Source organism: Chromatiaceae bacterium, from assembly GCA_016714645.1.
Taxonomy (GTDB): Bacteria; Pseudomonadota; Gammaproteobacteria; order Chromatiales; family Chromatiaceae; genus M0108.
In genome coordinates this window covers 543,952-570,411 of the sequence record JADKCI010000002.1, presented here as the reverse complement: position 1 = coordinate 570,411, position 26,460 = coordinate 543,952, and the positions used below count along the sequence as shown (strand labels likewise).

General features: G+C 64.7%; 23 protein-coding genes and 2 pseudogenes. 15 read left to right on the top strand and 10 right to left on the bottom strand.

Going from position 1 to position 26,460, the window contains the following annotated elements; translation table 11 throughout:
• Position 1: 1 nt before the first annotated feature.
• From IPN92_09525 to IPN92_09495, 7 genes are all read right to left on the bottom strand, one after another.
• Positions 2 to 643 (bottom strand): TusE/DsrC/DsvC family sulfur relay protein, encoded by a 642-nt coding sequence (locus IPN92_09525; protein MBK8638500.1) that lies wholly within the window; start codon positions 641 to 643, stop codon positions 2 to 4.
• 212 nt (positions 644 to 855) lie between these two features.
• Positions 856 to 1,596, bottom strand: coding sequence for a tRNA (adenosine(37)-N6)-threonylcarbamoyltransferase complex dimerization subunit type 1 TsaB (tsaB, locus tag IPN92_09520; GenBank protein MBK8638499.1), 741 nt, complete (start codon positions 1,594 to 1,596; stop codon positions 856 to 858).
• Positions 1,597 to 1,601: 5 nt separating this feature from the next.
• Complete coding sequence (locus IPN92_09515) at positions 1,602 to 3,536, bottom strand: ATP-dependent DNA helicase (protein ID MBK8638498.1); 1,935 nt, start codon at positions 3,534 to 3,536, stop codon at positions 1,602 to 1,604.
• 282 nt (positions 3,537 to 3,818) lie between these two features.
• Complete coding sequence (locus IPN92_09510) at positions 3,819 to 4,139, bottom strand: tetratricopeptide repeat protein (GenBank protein MBK8638497.1); 321 nt, start codon at positions 4,137 to 4,139, stop codon at positions 3,819 to 3,821.
• A gap of 607 nt (positions 4,140 to 4,746) precedes the next feature.
• Positions 4,747 to 7,194, bottom strand: a complete 2,448-nt coding sequence (mrcB, locus tag IPN92_09505; GenBank protein MBK8638496.1) for a penicillin-binding protein 1B — start codon at positions 7,192 to 7,194, stop codon at positions 4,747 to 4,749.
• A gap of 126 nt (positions 7,195 to 7,320) precedes the next feature.
• Positions 7,321 to 8,097: an ABC transporter permease gene (locus IPN92_09500; protein ID MBK8638495.1), complete on the bottom strand. Its 777-nt coding sequence runs from the start codon at positions 8,095 to 8,097 to the stop codon at positions 7,321 to 7,323.
• 32 nt (positions 8,098 to 8,129) lie between these two features.
• Positions 8,130 to 9,056, bottom strand: a complete 927-nt coding sequence (locus IPN92_09495) for an ABC transporter ATP-binding protein (protein MBK8638494.1) — start codon at positions 9,054 to 9,056, stop codon at positions 8,130 to 8,132.
• A gap of 86 nt (positions 9,057 to 9,142) precedes the next feature.
• Between IPN92_09495 and IPN92_09490 the strand changes: the two genes are divergently transcribed.
• On the top strand, positions 9,143 to 10,015 hold the full coding sequence (locus tag IPN92_09490; protein ID MBK8638493.1) for a TSUP family transporter: 873 nt from the start codon (positions 9,143 to 9,145) through the stop codon (positions 10,013 to 10,015).
• A 49-nt stretch (positions 10,016 to 10,064) separates the two neighbouring features.
• Here the strand turns inward: IPN92_09490 and nhaR are convergent, their stop codons facing one another.
• Positions 10,065 to 10,970, bottom strand: a complete 906-nt coding sequence (gene nhaR, locus IPN92_09485; GenBank protein MBK8638492.1) for a transcriptional activator NhaR — start codon at positions 10,968 to 10,970, stop codon at positions 10,065 to 10,067.
• A 116-nt stretch (positions 10,971 to 11,086) separates the two neighbouring features.
• On the opposite strand from nhaR, the gene IPN92_09480 reads away from it, so the two are divergent.
• The 7 genes and pseudogenes from IPN92_09480 (at position 11,087) to IPN92_09450 (ending at position 15,610) form a co-directional block, all read left to right on the top strand.
• Positions 11,087 to 11,458 carry an HPF/RaiA family ribosome-associated protein gene (locus tag IPN92_09480; protein MBK8638491.1) on the top strand — a complete coding sequence of 124 codons (372 nt, stop codon included), beginning with the start codon at positions 11,087 to 11,089 and terminating at the stop codon, positions 11,456 to 11,458.
• Positions 11,455 to 11,976, top strand: coding sequence for a 5-(carboxyamino)imidazole ribonucleotide mutase (purE, locus tag IPN92_09475; GenBank protein ID MBK8638490.1), 522 nt, complete (start codon positions 11,455 to 11,457; stop codon positions 11,974 to 11,976). Before IPN92_09480 ends, purE begins: the two co-directional genes overlap by 4 nt.
• Positions 11,973 to 13,118, top strand: a complete 1,146-nt coding sequence (locus IPN92_09470) for a 5-(carboxyamino)imidazole ribonucleotide synthase (protein ID MBK8638489.1) — start codon at positions 11,973 to 11,975, stop codon at positions 13,116 to 13,118. The genes purE and IPN92_09470 overlap by 4 nt, the downstream gene beginning before the upstream one ends.
• A pseudogene (locus IPN92_09465) lies at positions 13,090 to 13,467 on the top strand (Sua5/YciO/YrdC/YwlC family protein). The gene IPN92_09470 and the pseudogene IPN92_09465 overlap by 29 nt, the downstream one beginning before the upstream one ends.
• A 152-nt stretch (positions 13,468 to 13,619) precedes the next feature.
• Positions 13,620 to 13,840 (top strand): annotated as a pseudogene (locus IPN92_09460) (hypothetical protein).
• Between the two features lie 164 nt (positions 13,841 to 14,004).
• Complete coding sequence (locus IPN92_09455) at positions 14,005 to 14,886, top strand: ion transporter (protein ID MBK8638488.1); 882 nt, start codon at positions 14,005 to 14,007, stop codon at positions 14,884 to 14,886.
• 307 nt (positions 14,887 to 15,193) lie between these two features.
• Entirely contained in the window at positions 15,194 to 15,610 is a 417-nt protein-coding gene (locus tag IPN92_09450) for a hypothetical protein (GenBank protein ID MBK8638487.1), read from the top strand.
• A gap of 12 nt (positions 15,611 to 15,622) precedes the next feature.
• On the opposite strand, the gene IPN92_09445 is transcribed toward IPN92_09450, so the two are convergent.
• Complete coding sequence (locus tag IPN92_09445; GenBank protein ID MBK8638486.1) at positions 15,623 to 16,522, bottom strand: LysR family transcriptional regulator; 900 nt, start codon at positions 16,520 to 16,522, stop codon at positions 15,623 to 15,625.
• A 161-nt stretch (positions 16,523 to 16,683) separates the two neighbouring features.
• Here IPN92_09445 and IPN92_09440 point away from each other — a divergent pair, with 161 nt between their 5' ends.
• The 5 genes from IPN92_09440 (at position 16,684) to IPN92_09420 (ending at position 22,214) form a co-directional block, all read left to right on the top strand.
• Positions 16,684 to 18,105 carry a form I ribulose bisphosphate carboxylase large subunit gene (locus IPN92_09440; protein ID MBK8638485.1) on the top strand — a complete coding sequence of 474 codons (1,422 nt, stop codon included), beginning with the start codon at positions 16,684 to 16,686 and terminating at the stop codon, positions 18,103 to 18,105.
• 83 nt (positions 18,106 to 18,188) lie between these two features.
• Complete coding sequence (locus tag IPN92_09435; protein ID MBK8638484.1) at positions 18,189 to 18,545, top strand: ribulose bisphosphate carboxylase small subunit; 357 nt, start codon at positions 18,189 to 18,191, stop codon at positions 18,543 to 18,545.
• Between the two features lie 105 nt (positions 18,546 to 18,650).
• The gene (locus IPN92_09430; protein MBK8638483.1) at positions 18,651 to 19,454 is read left to right on the top strand and encodes a CbbQ/NirQ/NorQ/GpvN family protein; all 804 of its coding nucleotides are present in this window, start codon (positions 18,651 to 18,653) and stop codon (positions 19,452 to 19,454) included.
• Between the two features lie 111 nt (positions 19,455 to 19,565).
• On the top strand, positions 19,566 to 21,908 hold the full coding sequence (locus tag IPN92_09425; GenBank protein MBK8638482.1) for a VWA domain-containing protein: 2,343 nt from the start codon (positions 19,566 to 19,568) through the stop codon (positions 21,906 to 21,908).
• A 9-nt stretch (positions 21,909 to 21,917) separates the two neighbouring features.
• Positions 21,918 to 22,214 (top strand): hypothetical protein, encoded by a 297-nt coding sequence (locus tag IPN92_09420; protein ID MBK8638481.1) that lies wholly within the window; start codon positions 21,918 to 21,920, stop codon positions 22,212 to 22,214.
• A gap of 34 nt (positions 22,215 to 22,248) precedes the next feature.
• Here IPN92_09420 and parC read toward each other — a convergent pair whose 3' ends face one another.
• Positions 22,249 to 24,507, bottom strand: coding sequence for a DNA topoisomerase IV subunit A (parC, locus tag IPN92_09415; protein MBK8638480.1), 2,259 nt, complete (start codon positions 24,505 to 24,507; stop codon positions 22,249 to 22,251).
• 298 nt (positions 24,508 to 24,805) lie between these two features.
• On the opposite strand from parC, the gene IPN92_09410 reads away from it, so the two are divergent.
• Positions 24,806 to 25,993 (top strand): hypothetical protein, encoded by a 1,188-nt coding sequence (locus tag IPN92_09410; GenBank protein ID MBK8638479.1) that lies wholly within the window; start codon positions 24,806 to 24,808, stop codon positions 25,991 to 25,993.
• Complete coding sequence (locus IPN92_09405) at positions 25,930 to 26,349, top strand: hypothetical protein (protein MBK8638478.1); 420 nt, start codon at positions 25,930 to 25,932, stop codon at positions 26,347 to 26,349. Before IPN92_09410 ends, IPN92_09405 begins: the two co-directional genes overlap by 64 nt.
• Positions 26,350 to 26,460 lie beyond the last annotated feature (111 nt).

Here is a 26,460-nt window from a genome sequence, read left to right as displayed (position 1 = left end):
GCTAATGCTCCCCCTTGGTACGGAGCAGTCCGGCGAGCCGGTTGCCCTGCTTCTGGGGACCGCCTCGGGGAAAGAGCCGGTGCAGGCTAGCGCTGCCGCCGGCCTCCCGGCCCCAGACCTTGCTGAAGTGCCGGACCATATCGCGCACCGTGGACTGGATACCCGTCCGGGCGAAGTGCTCCCGTAAGTAGCGGATCAATTCCCAATGGGCGTCGGTGAGGGTCAGTCCCTCCGCCGCCGCCAGGGCGCGGACGAAGGCTTCGGACCAGTCCGCGGGATTGACCAGATAGCCCTCGCCATCGGTAAGGACCGGGCGACCCTCTACCTCCAGGGTCCGGGTCTCCATGCTGGGATAGGCGTTGCTGCCCAGGGGCATGTGGCCGTCCAGGTCCAGGGAGTCGTTGGGGGCCTCGGTGAGGGACCAGAGTTCCACCTGGACCTGCCCCTTCAGCCGCCCCTGGTAACGTTCCACCCCGTCCACCAGGACCTTACCGCTGGATTCGGGGAGGTCGAACCGGGCGCTGCCCTCCCGGTCGGTGGGCACGGGCTGGGTACAGTAGCCGTCCGCGTCCAGGCAGATGGTAACGGGGACGCGCTTGAGCGGCGTCTGATCGATCTTCATCCGCAGGCTGACAGTGATCATGGCGAATTCCTCCGGTGTTGGACACTTGATACCGGGACGCCTCCCCGGGCGCCCGGTTCCGCCCCGCTTCATTATTATTCTGAGGGCTGTCGGGGACGATGGCGCGAATGGCTGGCCACCACTTTGACGTGGATCAAGTCGTGAGTATCCGGGTACCTCACCGGATGGCTAGGACCGCCCGAGACTCAGGGTATGGCCCAGCCCACCGGCCGTTAAGGGGAAGATAGGCCCGATGACCGGCTCGGGGCCCGATGCGGGTCGCGACCCGCCACCCCCGGGGCATCCTGCGTGACCTTATCCCGCAGATAAACCGGCAGGGCCTGCTCCGGGGGCAGGGCCAAGCCGGCGGCAACATCGGCGGCGGCCAACCCGACCAAGTCCTGGGATTCGCAGATGGCAGCCGGGTCGGTTAGCCCGATGCGCGGGCCCAAGCGCTGGCGCAGCAGGTCGCCATAAGTCTCCCAGCCGCTACCGGCCCCTTGCCAGCCGGCCCCCTCCGGCAACTCGGCGAATGCCGGGGTTGTCACGGCCTCCTCGCCCACCAGGCGCATCAGGCCCTGACCATCCAGGACATAGCGCCCCCAGTAAAGCTCCCCCATGCGGGCATCGAGGGCCGCCAGGCACTGGCGAGCGCCCTGGCGACGGTGCTGACCCTGGGCCAGACCGGCCAGCGTAGAGACCGGGACGACCGGCAGATCGGCACCGAAGGCGAGGCCCTGAACCACGGCGGTGGCAATGCGCACGCCGGTGAAGGAGCCGGGGCCCCGGCCAAAGGCCAGGGCGTCCAGATCCCGGAGCCGCAGATCCGCCTCCTCCATCAGCGCCGCCACCATGCCCAGGATGAGATCGGCATGGCGGCGTGGCTCCAGGGCCAGGCGCTGTTGGAGACCCTTCTCGGTCAAGAGGGCGGCGGAACAGGCCTCGCCGGAGGTATCAATGGCCAGGATGCGCATGGTGTTTAGAGTCCGGCGGCGGGCCGCAAGGAATCCTCGGCAAAAAAACGCTCCACCAGGGCCAGATCACGGGTGCGTGCCATGGGTGGCAGACTCTTGAGGAAGGCATGGCCGTAGGGCTTGGACAGCAGCCGCGGATCGCAGACCACCAACACCCCCCGATCGGTAGCGTCACGGATGAGGCGACCCGCGCCCTGCTTGAGGCTGATGACGGCTTGAGGTAACTGGAAATCCCGAAAGGGGTTGCCGCCCTGCTGACGCAGGGCGTCGATGCGGGCCGCCAGTACCGGATCCCCGGGCGAGGCAAAGGGGAGCTTGTCGATGATGACGCAGGACAGAGCCTCGCCGCGCACGTCCACCCCCTCCCAGAAGCTGGCGGTGCCCAGCAGCACCGCGTTGCCAAGCTCCCGGAAGCGTTTAAGCAGTTCCCCACGGGGGGCCGAGCCCTGGACCAGCAGGGGATAATCCAGCCGGGTCTCCAGTTGCTCCGCCGCGCGGCGCAGGGCGCGGTGGCTGGTGAAGAGCAGAAAGGCCCGGCCCCGGCTGAAGGCGAGGATCCGGGCCGCCAGGTCGGTGACCGCGTCGCCGTAGGCGGGTAGAGCCGGGTCGGGCAGGCCACGCGGGACGAACCAGAGGGCCTGGTTGGGGTAGTCGAAGGGGCTGTCCCAACAGGCCGTGTGGGCGTTGCCGATGCCCAATTGGCTGGCAAAATGGTCGAAGCGCTCGGCCACCGCCAGGGTGGCGGAGGTAAAGATCCAGGCGGCGGGATAGCGCTCCATCTGGGCCTGAAAGATGCCGGCCACGGACAGCGGCGTCTGATGCAGGCGAAAGCCCTTGCCCTGGGTCTCGAACCAGCGGATATCGGCCGAATCCGCGGCGGGTTCCATGATGCGCGCCAGCCCGGTGGCCAGATCGGCGGCACGGGCCAGGCAGGAGTCCAGGCCCTTGCCACGCCCCTTGAGGGCCTCCAGCGCGGCCTGGACATCCTCCAGACCTTGGCGCAACGCCCCCAGTCGGGCGGAGACGGCAGGGTCCTCGGCGATATCCCGCCAGGGGGAGCGGCGGGCCTCCTCGCCCAGGCTAAGGCGCATTTCCAGGGCGGCATGACGCAGGTTAGCCAGGATGTCGAGAAATTCCGGCAGGTCCCCTGCCTCGCGCCCATATTCAGCCTCAGTGTCGCGGACCAGTTCCAGGAACTGGCGGCCGCTGACGGCGGTGCCGAAGAAGTTGCCCGCCACCTCCGGCAGCTGATGAGCCTCATCGACGATGAAAGCATCCGCTCCCGGCAGGATCTCACCAAAACCCTCGTCGCGCAGGGCGATGTCGGCGCACAGCAGGTGGTGATTGACGACCACCAGGTCCGCCTCCTGGGCGCGACGGCGGGCCTCGAGCAGGGGGCATTGATCCCAGTCCGGGCAATCCTGGCGCAGGCAATTGTCGCTGGTGGAGGTCACCGCCGGCCAGACCGGGGCGTCATCCGGCAAGGCCAGTTCCGCGATATCGCCAACCCGGGTCGCGCTGGCCCAGTCGCGCACCGCCAGCAACTGGCGGCGGAATTCGGTGGTCCCGCCATGATGATCCTGGAGGGCCAGGGCCAGGCGGTAGGGGCAGAGATAATTGGCCCGCCCTTTGAGCAGAGCGATGCGCACCGGGATATCCAGGGCATCGCGGACCAGGGGGAGGTCGCGATGGAAAAGCTGATCCTGAAGGTTGCGGGTACCGGTGGAGATGAGGACCTTGCGCCCGGAGAGCAGGGCCGGGGTCAGATAGGCGTAGGTTTTGCCAGTTCCCGTGCCGGCCTCGCAGATCAGGGTGCCGCCTTCCGCCAGGACCTGGGCCACCTGCTCCGCCATGGCCTCCTGCTGGGGGCGATGGTTGTAGCCAGCCAGACGCCGGGCGAGGAGACCGTCGGGACCCAGGATGTCGGCAACCTTGCTCACTATTCAGCCAAATCGCGCGGAGTTATACCCAGCACACCCGGGTTTGCGGTTTTCCGGGCCGGGTGGGGTCTGCGGAGGACGCCGAAGCCTCCCGGGCGACGACAGCACCGCGTCGACACCCCCGCCAGACCCCACCCGGCCCTCCCGCGACAGGCCGACGAATAACCAGCGCCAGGTATATAGGGCACGCTCACGGGCCAGGGGGGGTAGCGCCCTTGTCCCTGGGCGGGCGGCGCGGATCCCGCGTCAAGGCCAGGGATGCCGACGGCTGGACCCTGGTCATCAGGGGGTGCCGGCCTTAGCTTCCGCCTCCTGGGCGCCGCTCTGGTCGCCGGCGGCGCGGCGCGTCGTGGCGATCATGCCCCAATTGTCCTGCTTAATCTGGTCCTGGTCCTTGGACAGGGTATTGGATTTCTGGGCCAGGGACCCGGCCTGATCGTAGTTGTTCTGATCAAGCCGCACCCGCGCCAGCCGGTTCCAGAGGTAAGCCTCCCGGGGCTGGATACGGATGGCACGCTCCAGGGTCGCGGCGGCGGCGACATAATCGCCACGCTCGCGCTGTTTTTCGGCCTGCGCCGCCAGCGAAGACGCCGCCGCGGGCAACTCTGGCGCGGCCGGTGGCGGCGCCGTGTACCGGGCGACGGGAGGCGGCGGAGGTGGCGGGGAGCGGGCTTAACGGGCACGGGGGCGGGGACCGGCGCGGGAGCCTTGGGGGGCGTGCCGCCCGCGGAGGCTGAATTAGCCGCCAGGCCCGTCTTGGATGGGACGGCGGTAGCCGGCGCCTGAGCCTGGGCCGAAGTTGGAGGCAAAACTTGCGCGGGCGGTGGCTTGGGGGCCACCGCGGCGGCGGGGGGTGGCGTCCAGGCAATGGCCGGTGCCAGGCCCCGATCTACTTCCTTGGGTTTAGGCGTGACATTCGCCCTCGGAGCACGGCCCGGATCGGGGGTCTCGGAACGCAGCGCCAGCATGGTTCCGGAGGAGCCTCCCGACTCCTCGGGCGGATTGGCGGAAGGCGGGGCAGCGGCCGGTGCCTTGTTGGGCCCGCGATAGGCATAAACATCCACCGCCGGCGCGACGGGAGCCGTGGCCACGGCATTGGGAGCACTCCGGGCACGGACACTTTCGACGGGCGCAGGCCCTCCGGCCCGGGGTTTACCCGCGCAGCCGGCCAGGAGGGCGGCGGCCAGTAGCAAGATCAGTATTTTATTCATCAGTTACCTAAGAAGTCACGCAGGAAGCCGCCGATCCCGCCCCCGCTGTCTTTCTTCTCCTCCTTCGGCCGAGGTGGAGCAGCGGCGGGGGCTTCATCGGCCTTCGTATCAGGTGGAGGCGCGGCGCCGCAATCCGAGGTCTTGGTGGGCAAGGCGTTCGCATCGAAAGGGAGCGACATAGCCCGTCCGCAACCCCTGGGAGCGCGCCGGCCGTTATAACGATCGACGTTGACCATCTCGATGCCATCGGGCGGAAAGTCCGGGAGAGGCTGGCTGTCGATATTGGCCATAATATCACCCCAGATGCGCAGGGCCCCAGTACCACCGGTGAGACCCGTGGGCTGGTTGTCATCGCGCCCGACCCAGGCCACGATCACCTTGTCGCCGCTGAAGCCGGCAAACCAGCTATCCCGCAATTCATTGGTGGTTCCGGTCTTGCCGGCGACCTCCAGGTCCTTGGGCAAGCGCGTCTTGAGCCAGGTCGCCGTCCCTTGCTGGACCACCTGGCGCATGGCCCAGGTCAGCAAATAGGCGGCCTGGGGGCTGGATGCCGATTCCACCGCCAGGGGATACCGATTCAGGGGCTCCCCCTGGGTATTTAGGACATCCCGGATGGCCCGCAGGGGGGCACGGAAGCCACTGGCCGCGATGGATTGATAAACCTGCGCGACCTCCACTGGGGAGAGAGAGATGGAACCCAGCAGCATGGCCGGGACCTTCTCGATCTTGCGCTGCACGCCCAGGTCCTGGAACCGCTTGATGACTCGATCCAGGCCCAATTCCAGGCCCAGATTCACCGTCGCCAGATTATAGGACTTGGCCAAGGCCAGATAGAGGGGGACCTGGCCATGGGTCTTGCCGTCATAATTTCTCGGCGCCCAGTACTTACCATCGCCAATGGCCAGGTTGACCCCATTATCGTTCAGAGGCGAGGCAATATTGTACTTCTTGGGATCGTTCAAGGCCTCCAGGTAAATCATGGGCTTAACTAGGGAACCAATGGGCCGCACCGCCTCCAGGGCCCGGTTGAAGCCGGCATAATCCGCCTCGCGCCCGCCCACCAGGGCCAGTACCTCGCCCTGGGCCGCGGAGGCAACCACGGCGGCGCCCTCCAGGGTGCCAGGCTTGAATTTGCGGAGCTTCTCCAGAACCGGCAAGCCCTCGCGGACGGCCCTTTCGGCCTGGCCCTGAATCGTCGGCGAAAGGGTGGTGAAGATGATCAGGCCCTCGGAACGCAAATCTTCTTCCCGATAGTCCCGTTTCAGTTGCCGGCGAACTAGGTCGGTGAAGGCGGGATAGACGCCCGCCGGCCGGCCGCCCTTCGCGCCGACCCCAAGGGGCGCGGCCTTGGTGGTCTCGGCCTGGGCAAGGTCGATAATGCCCTGGTCGGCCATCACGTCGATCACCAGATTGCGCCGCTCCGTGGCCCGCTCGGGATGACGGCGGGGATCGTAAAAGGAAGGGCCTTTGATGAGCGCAATGAGGAGGGCCGTCTCGGGAACGCCCAATTCACCCAATTCGCGGTTGTAGTAGAAACGGCTGGCGAGCCCAAAGCCGTGGATGGCGCGGCTGCCGTCCTGGCCCAGGTAGATCTCGTTGGCGTAGGCCTCCAGGATGTCTTCCTTGGGATAGCGCAGTTCCAGGAGGATGGCCATGAGGGCCTCGTTGATCTTCCGCTCCAGGCTGCGTTCATCCGTCAGATAGAAATTCTTGACCAGTTGCTGGGTGAGGGTGCTACCGCCCTCGACCACGGCCCCGGCCTGAAAGTTCTTGATGGAGGCGCGGAGGATAGCCAGGGGATCGACGCCAACATGGGTGCCGAAGGTCCGGTCCTCCACGGCCTTGAGGGTATCGATCAGAAGGGGCGGCAGGTCCGAGGCCTGGACCAGGACCCGGTCCTCGTTATGAATCGGGTAGATGCTGTCGATCATGACCGGATCGAGCCGCACCAGGGCGGGCTCCTCGCCATCGTCGCCGGCGTTGGTGATGCTGCTGATATGGTCGTCGTCGATCTGAATGGCGATGAAGCGCTCCGGCTCGGCCCCGTCCCAGAACTGGAAGCCCCGGGTGCGGATCAGGAAGTAGCCATCGGCCCCTTGGTAGGTGCCAGGGCGCGGCGGCTCGGCCAGCTCCCGGTAATCCAGTCGCTTCAGTTCGGCCAGCAACTCCTCGGGCGATAAGGGCGCGCCGGCATAGAGCTCCAGCGGGCGCGCGTATACCCGGGCCGGCAGGGCCCAGCGCTTGCCCTCGAACTTCTCCCGCACCGTGGCATCGAGGGGAATGGCATAGATAACGACGGCCAGCGTAGTTGCCAGACCCGCGACCAAGAGGGATCCGGCCAGGAGGCGCAGCACCCGGACCAGCAGGCTCCGGCGCCGGGGGGGCTGGGACCCTTCTTCATCATCGTCGTAGTCCTGGTCGTTTTCGTCGCGATAGCGCCGGGTCACTGGGCTAAATCCTCGCGGCGAGCGGGCGCCGGGATCGGGTCAAGGGCAAAAGCAGGCCGCGTGGGGGCAGCCTGGGGAAAAAATGCGGCCCATGGTCCCATGGGTGGCTTGCCGCGGCAACCTCCGTCACGATTTGACCCCCACCCCCCGGTCGAGCAGGCGCAGGCAGAAGAAGGTCAAGGCGACGATAAAGCCCAGGATTAGGCTGAAGGCCACCCCTAGGTTGATGTCGCTCACCCCCAAAAAGCCATAGCGAAAGGCATTCACCATGTAAAGCACCGGATTGCCCTGCGACAGGAAGCGCCAAAAGTCCGGGAGCAGATCAATTGAGTAGAAAACCCCACCGAGGTAGGTCAGGGGGGTGAGGACAAAGGTCGGGATGATAGAGATGTCGTCGAAGCTGTTGGCATAAACGGCGTTGATGAAGCCGCCGAGGGCAAAGAGAATGGCCGTCAGCGTAAAAACCGCCAGGCTCGCCAGATAACTGTGGATCTGCAGGTCGGTGAAGACGAGCGCGACCAGGGTCACCGCCACGCCCACGGTCAAGCCCCGCGCCACCCCCCCGCCGACATAGCCCGCCAGTATCACCCAGTTGGGCACCGGCGCCACCAGCAACTCCTCCACATAGCGGGAAAACTTGCTGGAGTAGAAAGAGGAGACGACGTTGGCATAGGCGTTGGTGATGACCGACATCAGCACCAGCCCGGGGACAATGAAGTCCAGATAGGCGAAGCCCTCCATGGGGCCGATGCGCTCGCCGATCAGGCGGCCAAAAATCACAAAATAGAGGGCCGTGGTGATGACGGAGGGCAGCAGGGTCTGCACCCAGATGCGGGAGAACCGCAGGATCTCCTTGCGCAGAATGGTACTGAAGGCGACCCAGTAGCGGCCCCAGCGGCCCATACCCGGGGTTACGACGCGGCTCGTGCCTTGACTCATGACGTCTCCCCGCCGCCCTTATCCAGGGCATCCAAGAACAGCCGCTCCAGCCGGTTCTGCTTGTTGCGCAGGCTAGCCACCTCGATGCCCCGGCGGGACAGGACGCTAAAGAGGTTATTGACGGTCTGGCCGCGCACCAGTTCCACCTCCAGGCTCATATCATCCAGCAGCACGGCCGGGAAATCGGGCAAGTGGGGCGCCTCGGTCAGTGGCTGCTTCAGATTAAGAACCAGGGTCTCGGCCTCCAGCCGCCCCAGGAGCCGGGTCATGCCCTCGCGCTCGGCGACCCGCCCCCGGTTGATAATGGCGATATGGCGGCAGAGGCTCTCCGCCTCCTCCAGATAATGGGTGGTCAGGATGATGGTCGTGCCCTGGGCGTTGAGTTCACGCAGAAACTCCCACATGCTGCGGCGAATCTCAATGTCTACCCCAGCGGTCGGCTCGTCCAGGATCAGCAGGCGCGGCCGATGGATAAGGCCGCGCGCGATCATGAGGCGGCGCTTGAGCCCGCCCGAGAGCTGGCGCATCTCGGTATTGCGCCGGTCCCATAGTTCCAGCTTGCGCAGATAAAATTCCGCCCGGTACAGCGCCTCGGGGCGCGAGATGCCGTAATAGCCCGCCTGATTGAGGAGAACCTCGACAACGGGCAGAAAGATATTGAAATTGAACTCCTGGGGCACCAGACCCAGACAGGCCTTTACCGCCTCCGGCTCCCGGTCCAGGTCGTGTCCAAAGACGGTGACCTCGCCCTCGGTTTTGTTCACCAGGGAGGCGAGAATACCGATCAGGGTCGATTTGCCCGCCCCATTGGGGCCCAGCAGGGCGAAGAAATCGCCGGCATCGACCGTCAGATCCACGCCCTTGAGGGCCTCGAAGCCATTGCGATAAGTCTTGCGGAGCTGGCGGACGACGAGGGCGGGCATGAAGCAAGGAGGGGGTCACGGCTGGAAAGGGCCTAAACTAAAGCCCCGACCCCGTTTTTTCAATCCAAATTCCGCATTCCCAGCCCGTGGAAACCGAAATACTCCTCTTCATCCTGGCCCTGGCCGCGGGTCTGGTGGACGCCATCGCGGGCGGCGGCGGGCTCATTACCCTGCCAGCCCTGCTCTGGGCGGGCCTGGGGCCCCTCGAGGCCCTGGCCACCAACAAGGCCCAAGGCGTCTTTGGCACCGCCGCCGCCAGCGCCAATTTCCTGCGTCAGGGCCTCATCGACCCGCGCCCGGCGGCCCTGGCCTTTAGCTGTGCCTTCGTGGGTGCCGCCAGTGGCGTCCTCTTCATCCGCCACATCGGCGGCGACCTGCCTCCCTGGCTGATCCCCGCCCTCCTCATCGCCTTCAGCTTGTATTTTCTCTTCTCCCCCCGGGTCTCCGACCTCGACGCCCGCCAACGCCTGAGCCAGACTGCCTTCGCCTTCCTGGTCGCCCTGCCCATCGGCTTTTACGACGGCTTTTTCGGACCCGGCACCGGCAGCTTCCTCGCCATGGGCTATGTCGCCCTGCTGGGCTACAACCTCAGCCGCGCCACCGCCCACGCCAAGCTCCTCAATTTCGCCAGCAACCTCGCCGCCCTACTCTTCTTCCTACCGAGTGGCCATGTCCTGTGGCGCTACGGCCTCCTCATGGCCGCCGGCCAATTCCTCGGCGCCTGGCTCGGCTCCCACCTCGTCATTCGCCACGGCACCCGTCTCATCCGCCCCGTCCTCGTCACCGCCTCCCTGGCTATATCTCTCAAGCTTCTGCTCGACTCCGCTGGCGGGATGACCTCCCGGAACAGCCCCCAAACCACGGCGGATTTTGGGCAGCGAGGGGAACCAATGGTGTCAGAGCGGCGAGTCGCCGACCTCGACGCGCAGCCACTTGCCGGCCGGGATCTTGGCGCCTGAACCCCTATGGCGGTGACTCGGGCCCTTTGAAGCCCTATTCATCCGGCAGTCACGCCCCATCCCCGGCGAACAACCCCGCCCGTGCGCCCTCGCTCACCGCCCGCACCGCAGGGTGGGTCAGCCGACGTTCCACCGAGATGGCGAAGAATCGCTCCCGCAGTTCACCCGTTTCACCCAGCCGGATCACGCCGTACTGGCTTTCCGTCTCCCGGCCGGTGACGACGGGTGCGGGAAAGATTCCGGCGCCCGCCTTGCCGAAGGCCTTCATCAGCGCACTGTCGTCGAACTCGCCCACGATGCGTGGCCGCAAGCCTTGACGCTCCAGCCAGCGCGTAAGCGGTGCACGCAGGGCGCTGTCCTCGCCAGGGATGAGCAGGGGCGCGCCGTTCAGGTTGTCCGGGAAGCCACCCGTCAGGCCTATGGCCACATCCTCCGTGGCGAAGAAGGCCACGCCGCATTCGCCCAGGGGGTGGCTGTAGCCTTTCACGTCCATGCCGGGCGGCATCGGCCGGTCGGCCAGCACCATGTCCAGGCGGTGGATGGCCAGTTCGGCCAGCAGGCGGTCGAGGTGGTCTTCCCGGCACACCAGGCGCGTGGGTTCCGGCAGCGCGAGCGCTGGCGCCAGCAGACGGTGGGCGATGGACTTGGGCACCACGTCGGCAATGCCTACCCGGAATGGAAACGCCCTGTCCCCCTGGCCCCCGCGCAGGATTTCCTCCAGCTCCGCGCTGACCTGGAAGAGTTCCTCCGCATAGGACAAGGCCACTCGTCCGGTCTCGGTCAGCTCCAAACGGCGCCCGGTACGCCGGAACAGCGTGACGCCGAGCCGCGCCTCGAACTGCGTCAACTGGCCCGAAAGAGTCTGCGGTGCGAGGTGTAGCCTCTCCGCCGCACGGTTGACCGCCCCGGCCTTAGCAACGGTGAAGAAGTAATGCAGGTGCTTGAAATTGAGCATGGCTGCCTCGTAATGAATCGAATTATACGAACATAGCACCATAATAAATCGACTTTCTCTTCTAGAGAACCCGCCGTAGGATAGAGCCCTGTTCAGCCACGCAGAAGCAAACGCTCATGAAAATCGACATCCATAGTCGGGGGTTTACGCTCACGAACGCCCAGCGCGACTACCTGACCAAGCGCCTGGCCTACGGCCTGACTAGCTGTGACGCCACCATCGGGCGGGTTATCGTGCGGCTTTCCGACATCAACGGTCCCCGCGGTGGCGAGGACAAGCGCTGTCACATAGAAGTGCGGTTGCGGGGTATGCCAGATGTGGTGATCGGGGACACCGAGATCGAACTCCATATGGCCATCGACCGTGCCACCGAGCGCGCCGGACGTTCGCTCGTGCGCCGTCTGGAGCGGCGCCGCGAATTCGCACCCCCCGCCCGTGGCGGGAAAAGCGTCCCTGAAGCGGACAGTCTTACACCGGAGCACCCATGAAGGTTGCGAGCGAGAACAGCCCCCAGGTCGCCATCCTCATGGGCTCGGATTCGGACTGGCCGGTGATGCAGGCCGCTGCCAGGATCTTCGACGAACTTGGGGTTCCCTACGAGGCCCGAGTCGTCTCGGCCCACCGCACGCCGGATCTGTTGTTCGACTACGCCGAGAGGGCGCGCGAGCGAGGTCTTGCCGCCATCATCGCCGGTGCGGGCGGCGCGGCACACCTGCCGGGCATGCTGGCCGCCAAGACCCCCATACCCGTACTGGGGGTACCGGTGCCCTCCAAGCACTTGTCGGGACTGGATTCGCTCCTCTCCATCGTCCAGATGCCGAGGGGGATCCCGGTGGCGACCTTCGCCGTCGGCGAGGCCGGGGCCGCCAATGCGGCCCTGTTCGCCGTTGCCATGCTGGCGACCCGCAGCGACGAGTTTGGCTGTACACTGGCCGCCAGACTCGACGATTTCCGCCAACGCCAGACCGACAAGGCGCTGGCCATGCAGCTGGCCAGGCCGCTGTGATCTCGCCCCCCGCCATGCTGGGCGTGCTCGGCGGTGGTCAGTTAGGCCGCTACTTCGTCATGGCGGCCAACGAGCTGGGCTACCGGGTCATGGTCCTCGATCCAGACCGCGACAGCCCCGCCGGACGCATTGCCGACGCGCATCTGCTGGCCGATTACGACGACCGCCATGCCATCGAGCGGATGGCGGCGGCCTGCTCCGCCGTCACCACCGAGTTTGAGAAGGTACCGGCGGACTCCCTGGCCTATCTGGCCAGATTCCTGCCCGTGCGACCCGGCGCCGAGGCCGTGCGCATCTGCCAGAATCGCAGCGCGGAGAAGGGTTTTCTCAAGGCGCATGGCTTTCCGCATGCGCCCTATGCCGATATCCGCGGCGCGGACGACATTGAGAAGGTTCAAGACGGTCTCTTTCCTGGCATTCTCAAGGTCGCCCGCGGTGGCTACGACGGCAAGGGGCAGATAGGGGTGAGGGGGAGGTCAGAGGTGCTGGCGGCCTATCGCCAGCTCGGGGACGAGCCCTGCGTGTTGGACCATCGGATGGCCCTCGACGGCGAGGTCTCGGTGGTGCTGGCCCGCGACGAGACTGGCCGGATCGGGTGCTTCCCCGCCAGCGAGAACCATCATCGCCGGGGCATTCTGGAAATCTCCATCGCCCCGGCCCCCGGCGATCTGGGCGCGGAGGCCAGGGAGATTGCCGAAGGGATTGCCGAGCGGATGGGTTATGTCGGCACCCTGTGCGTCGAGTTCTTCGTCGTCGCGGGCCGGCTCTATGTGAATGAAATCGCGCCCCGGGCCCACAATTCCGGCCACTACAGCCTGGATACCTGCGTCACCAATCAATTCGAGCAGCAGGTGCGAGCCCTCTGCGGCCTAACGCCGGGCGATACCCGCGCCCATTGCACCGCCTTGATGGTCAATCTTCTGGGCGACCTCTGGTATCCCGACGGCGCCGCTGGCCCGGTAAAAGAGCCAGACTGGGCCAAGCTGCTTGCGCTCCCCAACCTCAAACTGCATCTCTATGGCAAGCTACAGGCGCGGCCGGGCCGCAAGATGGGCCATTTCACCCTGCTCGGCACGGATCTGGCCACCTTGCGCGAGACCGCCATGGTGGCCCGTGCGGCCCTGGGTATCCGCGTTGAATGAGATCGAAGATGCAGTGGCCTGCTTGGGCGCGGGCGGTGTGGTGGCCTTTCCCACCGAGACCGTCTATGGCCTGGGAGCCGATACCCGCAATGCGGCGGCAGTGCGGCGCGTATTCGCCATCAAGGGGCGCCCGGCCGACCACCCGCTGATCGTGCATCTAGCCTCCGCCGACCAGGCCCTCGACTGGGCCGCCGGGATACCAGAGATGGCGCGTCGCCTCATGGTGCGCACGGCACTGGGCGGACAGGTGGACCGGATGCTGGACGGCGGTCCCTGTCGCTGGGGCCTGGAGTCCACCATCGTCTCGCTGCTCAATGCGCAGGCGCGCGTATTGCGCCCCGGCGCGCTGCCGCTCGCCGCACTGCGCGACATTGACCTTACCGGCTTCGACCTGCTGCTGGGTAGATGCACCGCCGGCCTTGGAGGCCTGGTGGGCGGTCAACGACCGCTTGGTGCGCGCCGCCGGCGGGCGGAGCCCCCCGACTCTTGCGCCATAATTCATTCGCGGTGGACTCCATCCCGGCCATCTTCGCCATCACCACGGACCCCTCATCGTCTTCACCTCCAACACCTTTACCATCATGGGACTGCGAGCCTGATATTGCCTGCTCGCCGACATGGCGGATCGCTGCCACCTGCTGAAGCAGGGTCTGGCCATGGTGCTGACCTTCATCGGCACCAAGATGCCGATCGCGCCTTGGTATCATGTGCCGGTGCAGGCCTAGCTGGCTATCGTCGCGGTGCTGATGGGGCGAGCGTCATCGCCAACCTGATCGCCACCCGCAACCAGCCATCCCACTGATTGTTTGGCGATGAGTTGGCAACAGCCGACCGCTACAGGGGGCGGACATGGCTGGCCACCCGCCCCCCTGGTGAGGTATCCCAAATGACAAATCGCGTCGTACCGCCTGGCCCAGCAAGCCTGCGCACAAAGCTGGGCGCCTTCATTGCCAACGCCCGCGTGCAGGGCACCATCATCGCCCTAATCATAATCAACGCCGTCTTGCTCGGGCTGGAGACTTGGCCCGCCGCCATGGCAGCAGCGGGCGGGCTAATGCTGGCGCTGGATCAAGCGATCCTGAGCGTGTTCGTGGTGGAGATTGCTCTGCGGCTTTATGTGCATCGGGGCGCCTTCTGGCGCGACCCCTGGAGCCTGTTCGATTTCGCCGTCGTCGCCATCGCCCTGGTCCCGGCAGCCGGACCGCTCGCCGTGCTGCGCGCCTTGCGCGTCTTGCGCGTGCTGCGGCTACTGACCCTGGTGCCCTCCATGCGGCGTGTGGTGAGCGCCCTGCTTGGGGCCATCCCGGGGCTCTTTTCCATCGCGTTGCTGCTGGCGATTATCTATTACGTGTTCGCGGTGATCGCCACCAATCTGTTCGCCGCCGCCTACCCGGAATGGTTCGGCCACCTGGGGCGCTCGCTCTATACCCTGTTCCAGATCATGACCTTGGAAAGCTGGTCGATGGGCATAGCCCGGCCGGTGATGGAAAGCTTCCCCTATGCCTGGGCATTTTTCGTGCCTTTCATCCTGGTGGCCACCTTCACCATGCTCAACTTGTTCATCGCCATCATCGTCAACGCCATGCAGAGCTATAGCGAGACGGAACATCAGGCGACGGTCGCGGCGGTGGCGCAGGTCAGCGAACAGCTCGAAGCGGATCTGCATGGCGAGGTGCAGGCGTTGCGCGAAGACATCCGGGAACTAAAGGCGCTGTTGTCGCAGGGGGGGCTGGCGCAGACGCCGGCGCCGCGCCCGCCCGATTCCTAAAGGCAGAGCATCGAGATTTCCGAGGACCTGCCGGCGGTGGTGACGGTGACCCTGGCGGTTGGCATGTACCGCATGGCCCAGCAAATTGACTGCTATTGATGAACAACACAATGCGTCCGGATACACCTTCCTCGAAGCACGCGGGGCAGGCAGCGCCGGTTTGCAACCCGGCGTACTGGAAGGTGAAAGCAACATCCTGCTTATTCTGGTCGTGCCAGAGGTCAGCCTCGATGCTGTCTTGCACGAATCCCGACCCTCCCCCTCCGCTGGCGGTTGAAATCCCCATCCCTCACCGAGCAGAATCGACATGGCCTACACACTGGAATCCTTCGAACGCGGGCCAGCGCTGGCGCAAGAGGAGTCAAGGCTCCCCGCCGCCAGCTACAACCTATCCCGCATCCTGCTGACTGCCAGCGCAACCCGTTGCGTGTTCGTACCCATTCGCAGCATGCAATACCTGGCGGTGGTAGATGCCGAGGAGATCATTTTTGTGGATAGCCAGTACAAACGCTGGGTGGAAATTGCCTGGCGGGGTTTCAAACCCCAGGCGCGCACGTCACTGGATGAGGCGGTGGCTTACCAGGCGGTCTTCTATACGCCAGAGGCACGGGATACGCACCGGCGCTTGCAGCGCGACTTCCATGCCGCGCTGAGCCTGCTGGATTCACGCCGACGGCTGCAAATACCAGGCCGAGTATTGAACATATCCCCGCGCCCAGACTGATTTCAGCCCACCTTATCCGTCATGTCGTTCCGTCACCAGAAATTCCAAGAAGGTCGTGGCGGTCAGGCTCAAGTGCTTGCCTTGCAGATGCACGGCATGCCACATCCCGCGGAGGGGGAATCCCGCCACGTCCAGCACCGCGATACGACCAATTTCCACCTCCAGGGACATGCTGCTCATGGACTGCACCGACACGCCCAGCCCCGCCATGACGGCCTGCTTGATCGCCTCGCTGGACCCCAATTCCATGTAAGTGTTGGCCTTGATGCCCTGCTCGGTAAGCAGGCGCTCGGTCGTCAAGCGCGTGCCGGAACCCGGCTCGCGCATCAGGAAACGTTCCGCGGCGAATTGCTCCAGCGGAATCCCGCCTTGGCGTGCCAGGGGGTGGTCAGGGTGGGCAATGGGCACCAGGACATTTTCCAGAAAGGGATGGACACTCAGGGACAGGTCTCCCGGCACCTGGCCCATGACCACGAAATCGTCTTCGTTGGCGATGAGGCGCTCGATCACCCGTTCCCGGTTGGTCACCTTGAGGAGGGGCTTGACCTCTGGGTGCTCGCGGAGAAATCGGCCCAGAAAATGCGGCAGGAAGAACTTCGCCGAACTCACGGCGCCGACGCGCAAGGGACCGACCACCCTGCCCTTCATGTCGGCTAGGGTGCCAGCGAGCTGCTTGAGCCGGCCTGCCACCTCGCGGGACGTCGCGTAGACCTCCTCGCCAGCGTGGGTAAGAAAGAGTTTCTTGCCGACCTGCTCTATCAGCGGCATGCCGATGCTATCCCCCAGGCGCTTGATCTGGATGGAGACCGCCGGCTGGGTCAGATGCAGTTCTTCCGCCGCGCGCGTGAAGCTGCGGTGCCGCGCGACGGCCTCGAACAGGCGCATCTGTTGCAGGGTCCAGTGATGGATCATATACAAGAGTAAATGGTTCTAATATATAAATACTATTGTTATTTATAGATTATTTGCCCTAAAGTCTACCAGGTCGCTCACCGATGCCTGTTTTTTGCCCAAGGGCGAGGACCGGCGCGCGCGACCTACCGATCCACTGACTCTTTGGAGCGAACCGAACCATGGCCGTAAAGACCTACAACGCTGGTGTAAAGGAATATCGCCAGACTTACTGGACCCCAGACTACACCCCGCTGGATACCGACATCCTTGCCTGCTTTAAGGTCACCCCGCAACCGGGTGTGCCGCGGGAGGAAGTCGCAGCCGCCGTGGCCGCCGAGTCCTCCACGGGCACCTGGACCACGGTATGGACCGATCTGCTGACCGACCTGGATTACTACAAGGGCCGCGCCTATCGTATCGAAGACGTGCCCGGCGACGATACCTGCTTTTACGCCTTCGTGGCCTACCCGATCGACCTGTTCGAAGAAGGCTCCGTGGTCAACGTGCTGACCTCGCTGGTCGGCAACGTATTCGGCTTCAAGGCGCTGCGCGCCCTGCGTCTGGAAGACATCCGCTTCCCGATCGCCTACGTGAAAACCTGTGGCGGCCCGCCGGCCGGCATCCAGGTCGAGCGCGACCGCATGAACAAGTACGGCCGTCCGCTGCTGGGCTGCACCATCAAGCCGAAGCTGGGGCTGTCCGCCAAGAACTACGGCCGTGCCGTGTACGAATGCCTGCGCGGCGGTCTGGACTTCACCAAGGACGACGAGAACGTCAATAGCCAGCCCTTCATGCGTTGGCGTGACCGTTTCTCCTTCGTGCACGAAGCGACCCTGAAGGCGCAGCGCGAGACCGGCGAGCGCAAGGGCCACTACCTGAACGTCACCGCGCCGACCCCGGAAGAGATGTACAAGCGGGCCGAGTTCGCCAAGGAAATCGGCGCCCCCATCATCATGCACGACTTCCTCACCGGCGGTCTGACGGCCAACACGGGCCTAGCCAACTGGTGTCGCGACAACGGCATGCTGCTGCACATCCACCGCGCCATGCACGCCGTGCTCGACCGCAACCCGCACCACGGTATCCACTTCCGCGTGCTGACCAAGGTGTTGCGTCTGTCGGGTGGTGACCATCTACACTCCGGTACCGTCGTCGGCAAGCTGGAAGGCGACCGCGAAGCGACCCTGGGCTGGATCGACACCATGCGTGACGAATTCATCAAGGAAGATCGTAGCCGCGGCCTCTTCTTCGATCAGGACTGGGGTTCCATGCCCGGCGTGATCCCGGTGGCGTCCGGCGGCATCCACGTGTGGCACATGCCCGCGCTGGTCAGCATCTTCGGCGATGACTCCGTGCTGCAGTTCGGTGGCGGCACGCTCGGCCACCCCTGGGGCAACGCCGCGGGCGCCGCCGCCAACCGCGTCGCGCTGGAAGCCTGCGTGGAAGCGCGCAACCAGGGCCGCGCCCTCGAAAAAGAAGGCAAGGAAATCCTGACCGCCGCCGCCGCGCACAGCCCGGAACTGAAGATCGCCATGGAAACCTGGAAAGAGATCAAGTTCGAGTTTGACACCGTGGACAAGCTGGACGTGGCCCACAAGTAAACCCGAGGGTTTGACGCTAGGACATTTCAGGCGCGCGGCGCGCGCCATCCGGGTCACAGATACGCAATTGAAGAGGAAATATCATGTCTGAAGTTTTGGATTACCAAAGCCGCTTGAGCGATCCCGCCAGCCGCAAATTCGAGACCTTCTCTTACCTGCCGGCCATGGACGCGGCCGGCATCAAGAAACAGGTCGAGTATCTGGTAAAGAAGGGCTGGAACCCGTCCATCGAGCACATCGAACCCGAATACCTGATGGACTCCTACTGGTATATGTGGAAGCTACCGATGTTCGGCGAAACCGACGTCGATGTCGTGCTCGCCGAGGCCGAGGCCTGCCACAAGGCCAACCCCAACAACCATGTGCGTCTGGTCGGCTACGACAACTTTAAGCAGTCGCAAGGCGCGGCCATGGTCATCTTCCGCGGCAAGACGGTCTGATTCGCGCATCAACCGCAGTACCGGCCCCCTTGACGGGGGCCGGGTAGGGTGCGCCCTGCGCACCCATTCAAGACGGTGCGCACGGCGCACCCTACGGAGGACGCAATGAGCAACATCGTCGATCAATACCGCATCGCCCAGGAACCCTACTACCGTGCCGTCGCCGACGAAGTGGAACTGTTTGAGGCCGCCTATTCCGTCCGCATGCCGATGATGCTGAAAGGCCCGACCGGCTGCGGCAAGACCCGCTTCGTCGAATACATGGCCTACAGGCTCGGCAAGCCGCTGATTACCGTGGCCTGTAACGAAGACATGACCGCCAGCGACCTGGTCGGTCGCTTCCTGCTTTCCGCCCAGGGTACCGAATGGCAGGATGGCCCGTTGGCCATCGGCGCGCGCTTTGGGGCCATCGTATATCTCGATGAAGTGGTCGAGGCGCGCCAGGACACCACCGTGGTGATCCACCCCTTGACCGACAACCGCCGGGTACTGCCGCTGGAGAAGAAGGGCGAACTGGTCCATGCCCACCCCGATTTTCAGCTGGTCATTTCCTACAATCCCGGCTATCAGAGCCTGATGAAGGATCTGAAACAGTCCACCAAGCAGCGTTTTGGGGGGCTGGACTTTACCTATCCCGAGCACGCCATCGAAACGGAAATCGTCATGCACGAATCCGGTGCTTCCGGCGAGGTGGCCGGCAAGCTGGTGTCGATCGCCGAGCGGTCGCGCAACCTCAAGGGCCACGGCCTGGACGAAGGCCTCTCCACCCGCATGCTGATCTACGCCGGCAGCCTGATCGCCAAGGGGGTGAAACCCGAGGCCGCCTGCCGCGTCGCGCTGGTGCGCCCGATCACCGACGATCCGGATATGCGGGACGCCCTGGATGCGGCGGTCACCACCTTCTTCTGAGGATGCACCCCGTAGCCCGGATGCAGCCTTAGCGAAATCCGGGAATGCGGAGACACCTCCTGGATTCCGCCGCGCCACATCCGGGTTAGATGCCGCCAACCGAGGTGAACCATGTCGATCAATCTTGCCGATTACGCCGAGCTACTGGAGGATCTGTCGCCGCACAGCCAGGAGGTGTTGCACGCCAACTGGCACGAGGCCACCAAGGTGTTCTCACCGCGCGGGCTGGACAATTATCTGAAGGGCGCGTCCGCCATCCGCGGACTCGGCAAGGCCGACTCGCTGGTCGAGACCTGGATTATGGAAGCCCCCCGGGTGGCCAAGGAGGTCGGCGAGGACGTGATCGGCGATCTCGCCACGGCTTCCCTTGCGCTCGCCTCTAGAACCTCCGGCGCCGTGATCGAACTGCTACTCGCCACTTCGCCCACCGCCGCCAACCGGCTGGGCGACGCGCAGCTTTTCCTCAACTATCTGCAATTCATCAATACCCTGATTGCGCAGGCGCCGCGCGGGGTGCGTCCCATGCTTGACAAGCTGGAAGTGCTGTTCCAGCAACTGACCCTGGGTGGTCTGCGGCGCTGGGCACTCTGGGGCGCGCACGCCCACCGTACCCACTACGAAGAGCAGATCAAGTATTTCAGCCTCGACTCCAAAGAGTCCCTGGCGATGCTGCAAAAGGAGCGCAAGGGCACCCTGCTGGTTGACGTACAGCGGCGTATCAACATGTATCTGCGCGCCCTGTGGGCACGCGATTTCTTCATGCGCCCCACGGCGGGCGACTTCGAGACCCGCGAAGGTTATCGGCCCTACATCGAGGCCTACTTGCTGCATCTGCCGGATGCCCTCGACGATTTCGCACCGGAGGGCCAGGCGCCGGTTTCTGGTCTGGAACTGTACCGCGCCACCGCCGCCCATTGCGCCGCCCATGTCGTCGAAACCCGGCGGCCCATCTCCGCCGAGGCCTTGAACCCCATGCAGATGGCGGTGATTGCGGTCATCGAAGACGCCCGCGTCGAAACCCTGTCGATCCGCCGCTTCCCGGGTCTCAAGCAACTTTGGAGCAAGCTGCACAGGGCCACGCCGGAGATGAACAAGAGCGTCGGCGATTACCTCAACCGCCTGGCGCGCGCCCTGCTCGACGACGGTTATCAGGATAGCGATCCCTGGATACTCGAAGGCCGTGCCCTGTTCGCCTTGGCCCAGGACCGGCTGGAGGACAACCACACCAGTTGGGACATCGGCGTTACGCTGGCGCACAGCCTCGCGGGCAAGCACATCCCCTTCAATCCGCGCACCGATCTGCTCACCGCTCCCTATCGCGACGACAATCGCTATTTCTGGGAATTCGAGGAATTTGATTTTCACAAGGCCGCCAACGCCGGCTACGAGTCCATCAAGCAGGTGCGCAAATACGTCAGCGCGATCGAGATGGCTAACGAGATCGATGTCGAAACCGCCGGCGACGATGCCGAGGAAATCTGGGTGCTGAGCACGGAGCTGTTTCCCTACGAGGACATGGGCAAGAGCTTCAACGAACTGGAAGGCAAGGAGCCGGTGTCCGACCCCTACCACTATTCCGAGTGGGATTATCAGATTCAGTTGGAGCGTCCGGCCTGGGCCACCGTGCTGGAAAAACGCGCCAAGGCCGGCGATTTGCAGGTCATCGACGCCATTACCACCCAATACAAGCGCGAGATTCACCGCATGAAGTTCCTGCTTGATGCCATGCAGCCCCAGGGCGTGCAGCGTATCCGCAGGCTGGAAGACGGTGACGAGATCGACATCAACGCGGCCATTGGCAGCTTAATCGACATCCGCCTGGGCAATCAGCCAGATCCGCGCATCATGATGCGCAGCGTGCGCAAGACCCGCGACTTCTCGATCCTGGTGCTGCTGGATTTATCCGAATCGACCAATGAAAAGGTCCAAGACCAGGAATATTCGGTACGCGAACTGACCCAGCAAGCCTGCGTGCTATTGGCCGACGCCATCAACAAGGTCGGCGACCCCTTCGCGATTCATGGCTTTTGCTCGGATGGACGCCACGACGTCGAGTACTACCGTTTCAAGGACTTCGACCAGCACTGGGACGAGACACCCAAGGCCCGGTTGGCGGGCATGACCGGGCAACTCTCCACCCGCATGGGCGCGGCTATCCGCCATGCCGGCCACCACCTGCAGCTTCAGCGCTCGGCCAAGAAGTTGCTCATCGTCATCACCGACGGCGAGCCGGCGGACGTGGACGTGCGCGATCCGCAGTACCTGCGCCATGACACCAAGAAGGCGGTGGAAGAAGTCACCAAGCTGGGTGTCGTCACTTACTGCATGAGCCTGGACCCGCGCGCGGATAATTACGTCTCACGGATTTTTGGGCAGAACAACTACATGGTCGTGGATCATGTGCAACGGCTACCCGAAAAGCTGCCGCTGCTCTATGCCGGCCTCACCCGATAGGAACAGATGATGCAAAACCTCTATGCAGGCCTCGACAACGACCATCACGGCATAACCCAGTTGGGCCGGATTGTGCTGGATGGTTGGCTGTTCGGTTTTATCCCGGAAACGGAAGATTGTCGGGGCTGGGATATCGGTCGCATGCAGGGCCTGATGGAACGGGTGCAAGATGAATGGGACAAGGTCGGCAACCTGCCCAGCCGCCTGCCCCCGGAACTGCAACAACGCCACGCCGAACTCTATGACCGGGTCATCCAGTCCGCGCGGCGGAAGGGTTGGGACCCGGAATTGGCCGACAACGAATAGGGAGCACAGGCATGCCCCTCCGGTCTGCCCGCGGTCAAGCCACCTCCACCCCCTCCACCCGCTGAAACCCCCGCGGCAACAGCCGCCCTCTTCTCCCCCGCTCCCCCTGGAAGGCATCCAGATCGGCGGGCTTGAGGCTATAGCGCCGCTTGCCCGCGATGATGACCAGGCCACCGCCCTGATGAATCACCGCCAGGTGGCTGACCCGCTCCTGCTCCTCCCCGGGCTTGGCCTTGGGGATGGCGATGAGCTTGTTGCCCTTGCCCCGGGGCATCTCCGGCAGCTCGGCGACGGGGAATACCAGCAGATGCCCGCCGGAGCCGATCACCGCCAGGCGATCGGAACCACTGTTGAACACCAGCGGGGGTGGCATAACCCGAGCCCCCGCCGGCAGGCTCAGGACCGCCTTGCCGCCCTTCGGCTTGGCCTGGAGGTCGTCGAGGGTGGTGACGAAGCCATAGCCGGCGTCACTGGCCAGGATGACCCGCTGGCCACCCTCCCCACCCAGGACGGCGACGAAGCGGGCGCCCGGGGGCGGGGTCAGCTTGCCGGTGAGAGGTTCGCCCTGACCGCGCGCGGAAGGTAGGCTCATGGCGGGTAAGGAGTAGCTCCGCCCGGTGCTGTCGAGAAAGATGACGGCCTGGTTGGATTTCAGCCGGGCGGCGGCGAGGTAGCCGTCCCCGGCCTTGTAGGCCAGGCTGCCAGGGTCGATGTCGTGGCCCTTGGCGGCCCGCACCCAGCCCTTCTCGGACAGGACCACAGTGACCGGCTCGCTGGGGCTAAGCTCGCTGTCGTCAAGGGCGATGGCGAGGCGGGCCTCCTGGAGTGGCGAGCGCCGGTCGTCGCCGTACTTGTCGGCATCCCGGCGGATCTCGTCCTGAATCAGGCCGCGCAGCGCGGTCTCATCGCCCAGGAGTCGCGCCAGGCCATCGCGTTCCGCCGCCAACTCGGCCTGCTCGGCGCGGATGCGCATCTCCTCCAGCCGGGCGAGTTGGCGCAGCCGGGTGTTGAGGACATAGTCGGCCTGGGCCTCGTCCAGGCCAAAGGCGGCCATGAGCACCGGCTTGGGCTCGTCCTCGGCGCGGATGATGCGGATCACTTCATCCAGGTTGAGGAAGGCGATCAGCAGGCCTTCCAGCAGATGCAGACGGTTGAGGACCTGGTCGAGGCGGTGCTGGAGGCGGCGGCGTACCGTCTGGTGGCGGAAGGTCAGCCAGGCCTGGAGTACACCCTTGAGGTCATAGACGCGCGGCCGGCCATCGAGGCCGATGAGGTTGAGGTTGACGCGGTAGGAGCGCTCCAGGTCGGTGGTGGCGTAGAGGTGGGACATGAGCCGCTCGACGGGGACGCGGCGGTCGCGGGGGATCAGTACCAGCCGCGTCGGCGCCTCGTGGTCGGATTCGTCGCGCAAGTCTTCCAGCCAGGGCAACTTTTTGTCGCGCATCTGGGCGGCGATCTGCTCCAGAATGCGATTGCCGGAGACCTGGTAGGGCAAGGCGGTGATGACGATGTCGCCCTGCTCCAGTTCATAGCGGGCGCGCTGGCGGACACTGCCGTTGCCGGTCTCGTAGAGGCGGCGGATCTCGGCGGTGGGCGTGATGATGGTCGCGGCGGTGGGATAGTCGGGGCCGGGGATGAAGGCCATCAGCTCCGGGATGGTCGCCTCAGGGTGATCCAGGAGGTGAATGCAGGCGCGGGCGACCTCGCGAAGGTTGTGCGGCGGGATGTCGGTGGCCATGCCCACGGCGATGCCGGTGGCGCCGTTGAGGAGAATGTTGGGCAGGCGCGCCGGCAGGAGCCGGGGTTCCTCCAGGGTGCCATCGAAATTGGGCTGCCAGTCCACGGTGCCCTGGGCCAGCTCGCCGAGCAGGACCTCGGCGTAGGGGGTGAGGCGCGCCTCGGTGTAGCGCATGGCGGCGAAGGACTTGGGCTCGTCCGGGGAGCCCCAGTTACCCTGGCCGTCGATGAGGGGGTAGCGATAGGAGAAGGACTGGGCCATGAGCACCATGGCCTCGTAGCAGGCCGTGTCGCCATGGGGGTGGAACTTGCCCAGGACATCGCCGACGGTGCGGGCGGACTTCTTGTGCTTGGAGGCGGCGGAGAGGCCGAGCTCGGACATGGCATAGAGGATGCGCCGCTGCACCGGCTTAAGGCCGTCCCCCAGGTGCGGCAGGGCGCGGTCGAGGATGACGTACATCGAATAATCGAGATACGCCTTCTCGCTGAAAACGTGCAGGGGGCGGCGCTCGATGCCTTCGGGGGTAAAGGCGGGGCTGGCCAGGGTGTCGCTCATCTCAAAGCTCCGTCAGGTCACCTTTGCCCCGAGCGAAAGTACCGCCGGTCGGCAGTACCCTCGATCCAGCGCGGGCGGACGATTGTCGCATCAGGGGTTCGGCATCCGGTTCGGAAGCCTTACTATAGGGCCTCATTCTAACACCCGCTGGGCCTTCGGTGATAAAAAACCTTGTATATCAATGATTCAATCTTTAATCGCCAAGGCCCGCTAACGAAGGCCCACTCATGACCACCACCGCCCAGTGCCAGGCCGAAACCCGTTTCGTCGCCCTAAAGGCGGAACTCTATCCAGATGGATGAGGCCCAAGCCCTGGATTTCGGCTTCTACCCGCATCATCCGCCACCACAACCGCGAGGTGCGGGCCTTTCTGGGGGAGGTCGTCTCCGACAAGGAAGACGCCCGGCTGGTGGGAGGGCGACTGATTGAACTCCTCGACAGCGCCTTTCAGGTTTCGGATCTGGAAGGCGCGGCGGGAGACAACTTCCACCTGCGGGAAATCGAGTCCCAACTGGTTCTCAAGCCAGGCATGACCGCCCAGCAACGGGAGGCCATCCTAATCCAGGCGGAAGCCATCCCCATTTCCCAGCACCTGGTGGCCGAATATCGCGGCCGCCTCGCCACCCTGACTAGCCGCCGGACGGCCAGCCAGGACCGGGCCGAGGTCCTCAACCGCCTCTATCGGTTCTTCTCCCGCCATTATCAGGACGGCGACTTCATCGTCGCCCGGCGCTATGGCCGGGGTGGCGCCCGTTACATCCGCTCCACCGGCGAGGACACTGAATTCCACTGGGCCACGGAGGACATGTACTACATCAAATCCGGCGACATCTTCACCGACTTCCCCGTGCGCCTAAGCAATGGTCAGCGCCTGCTCTTCACGGTCGAGCCGGAGGGCCTGCAAGCCACCCGCGCCGCCCTCAAAACCAATGACAAGGCCCACTACGAAATCAGGGCCGGCCGGCGGGAGGGGGATGTCGTCAAGGTGGTGTTGAGCTATCTCAAGGGTGCCCAGAGTGACCGGCACAAGGATGAGATCGTCAATGCCGCCCAGAAGGCTGGCGCCCCAACGGCCCTCAGCCTGGAAATCCGGCGCTGGCTCCACCGCTTCATAGCCCGCAACCAGAGCGACTTCTTCATCCACAAACGGCTCCGGGAGGCCCTGAGCGCCGACCTCGACATCTTCATCAAGACCGAAGTACTCAACCTGGATCAGGTGCTGGCTGGCGCCACCACCGAGACCGACCTCTCGCGGCGCGCCCTGCGCCTGGCCAGGCTAGTGCGGGAGATCGGGATACCGATCATCGACTTCCTGGCCACCCTAGAGGATTTTCAAAAGTCCCTGTGGAAAAAAAGAAGCTGGTCCTTGAGACCCGTTACGTCATCACCCTGGACCGCCTGGAACGGCTGGCGCCTGAGTGGTTGGCCGGGCACCTCGAGGCCATCGTCACCCGGCAGCGCGAGGAGTGGAGGGCACTGGGGTTAGGGGACCGCGCGACGGTCGGCGATTGCCTGCGTGCCACCGCCCCCACCCAAATCCGGATCGCCTTGGGCGACAACCCGGCCCCGGATTCCGTACCCGGCACCTACTTACCCCTGCCGATCGACACGGGCAACTTTGATGAGAATTTCAAGTGGTCGCTATTGGCCGCCATCACGGCCAGCGTGCCGCTAGAGGGGGCGCTGGATGGCGTGGCGATCCAGTCGGATAACTGGCAGGCACTGGAGATTCTGCGGGAAAAATACCGGGAAAGGATGAAGTGTATCTATATCGACCCACCCTCCAACACGGGCGGAGACGGCTTTGCCTACAAGGATAGTTACCGGGTCTGTTCCGTTTAGTGTGGGTAGGGGGGGTTGGGACCCGCCCCCCGGAACCCCAGGTGAGGACACGCCTTGTTGGTAACCAGGCGGCATCCGCGAGCCGCTCCCCGGCGCCCCGCTCGGGCGCAC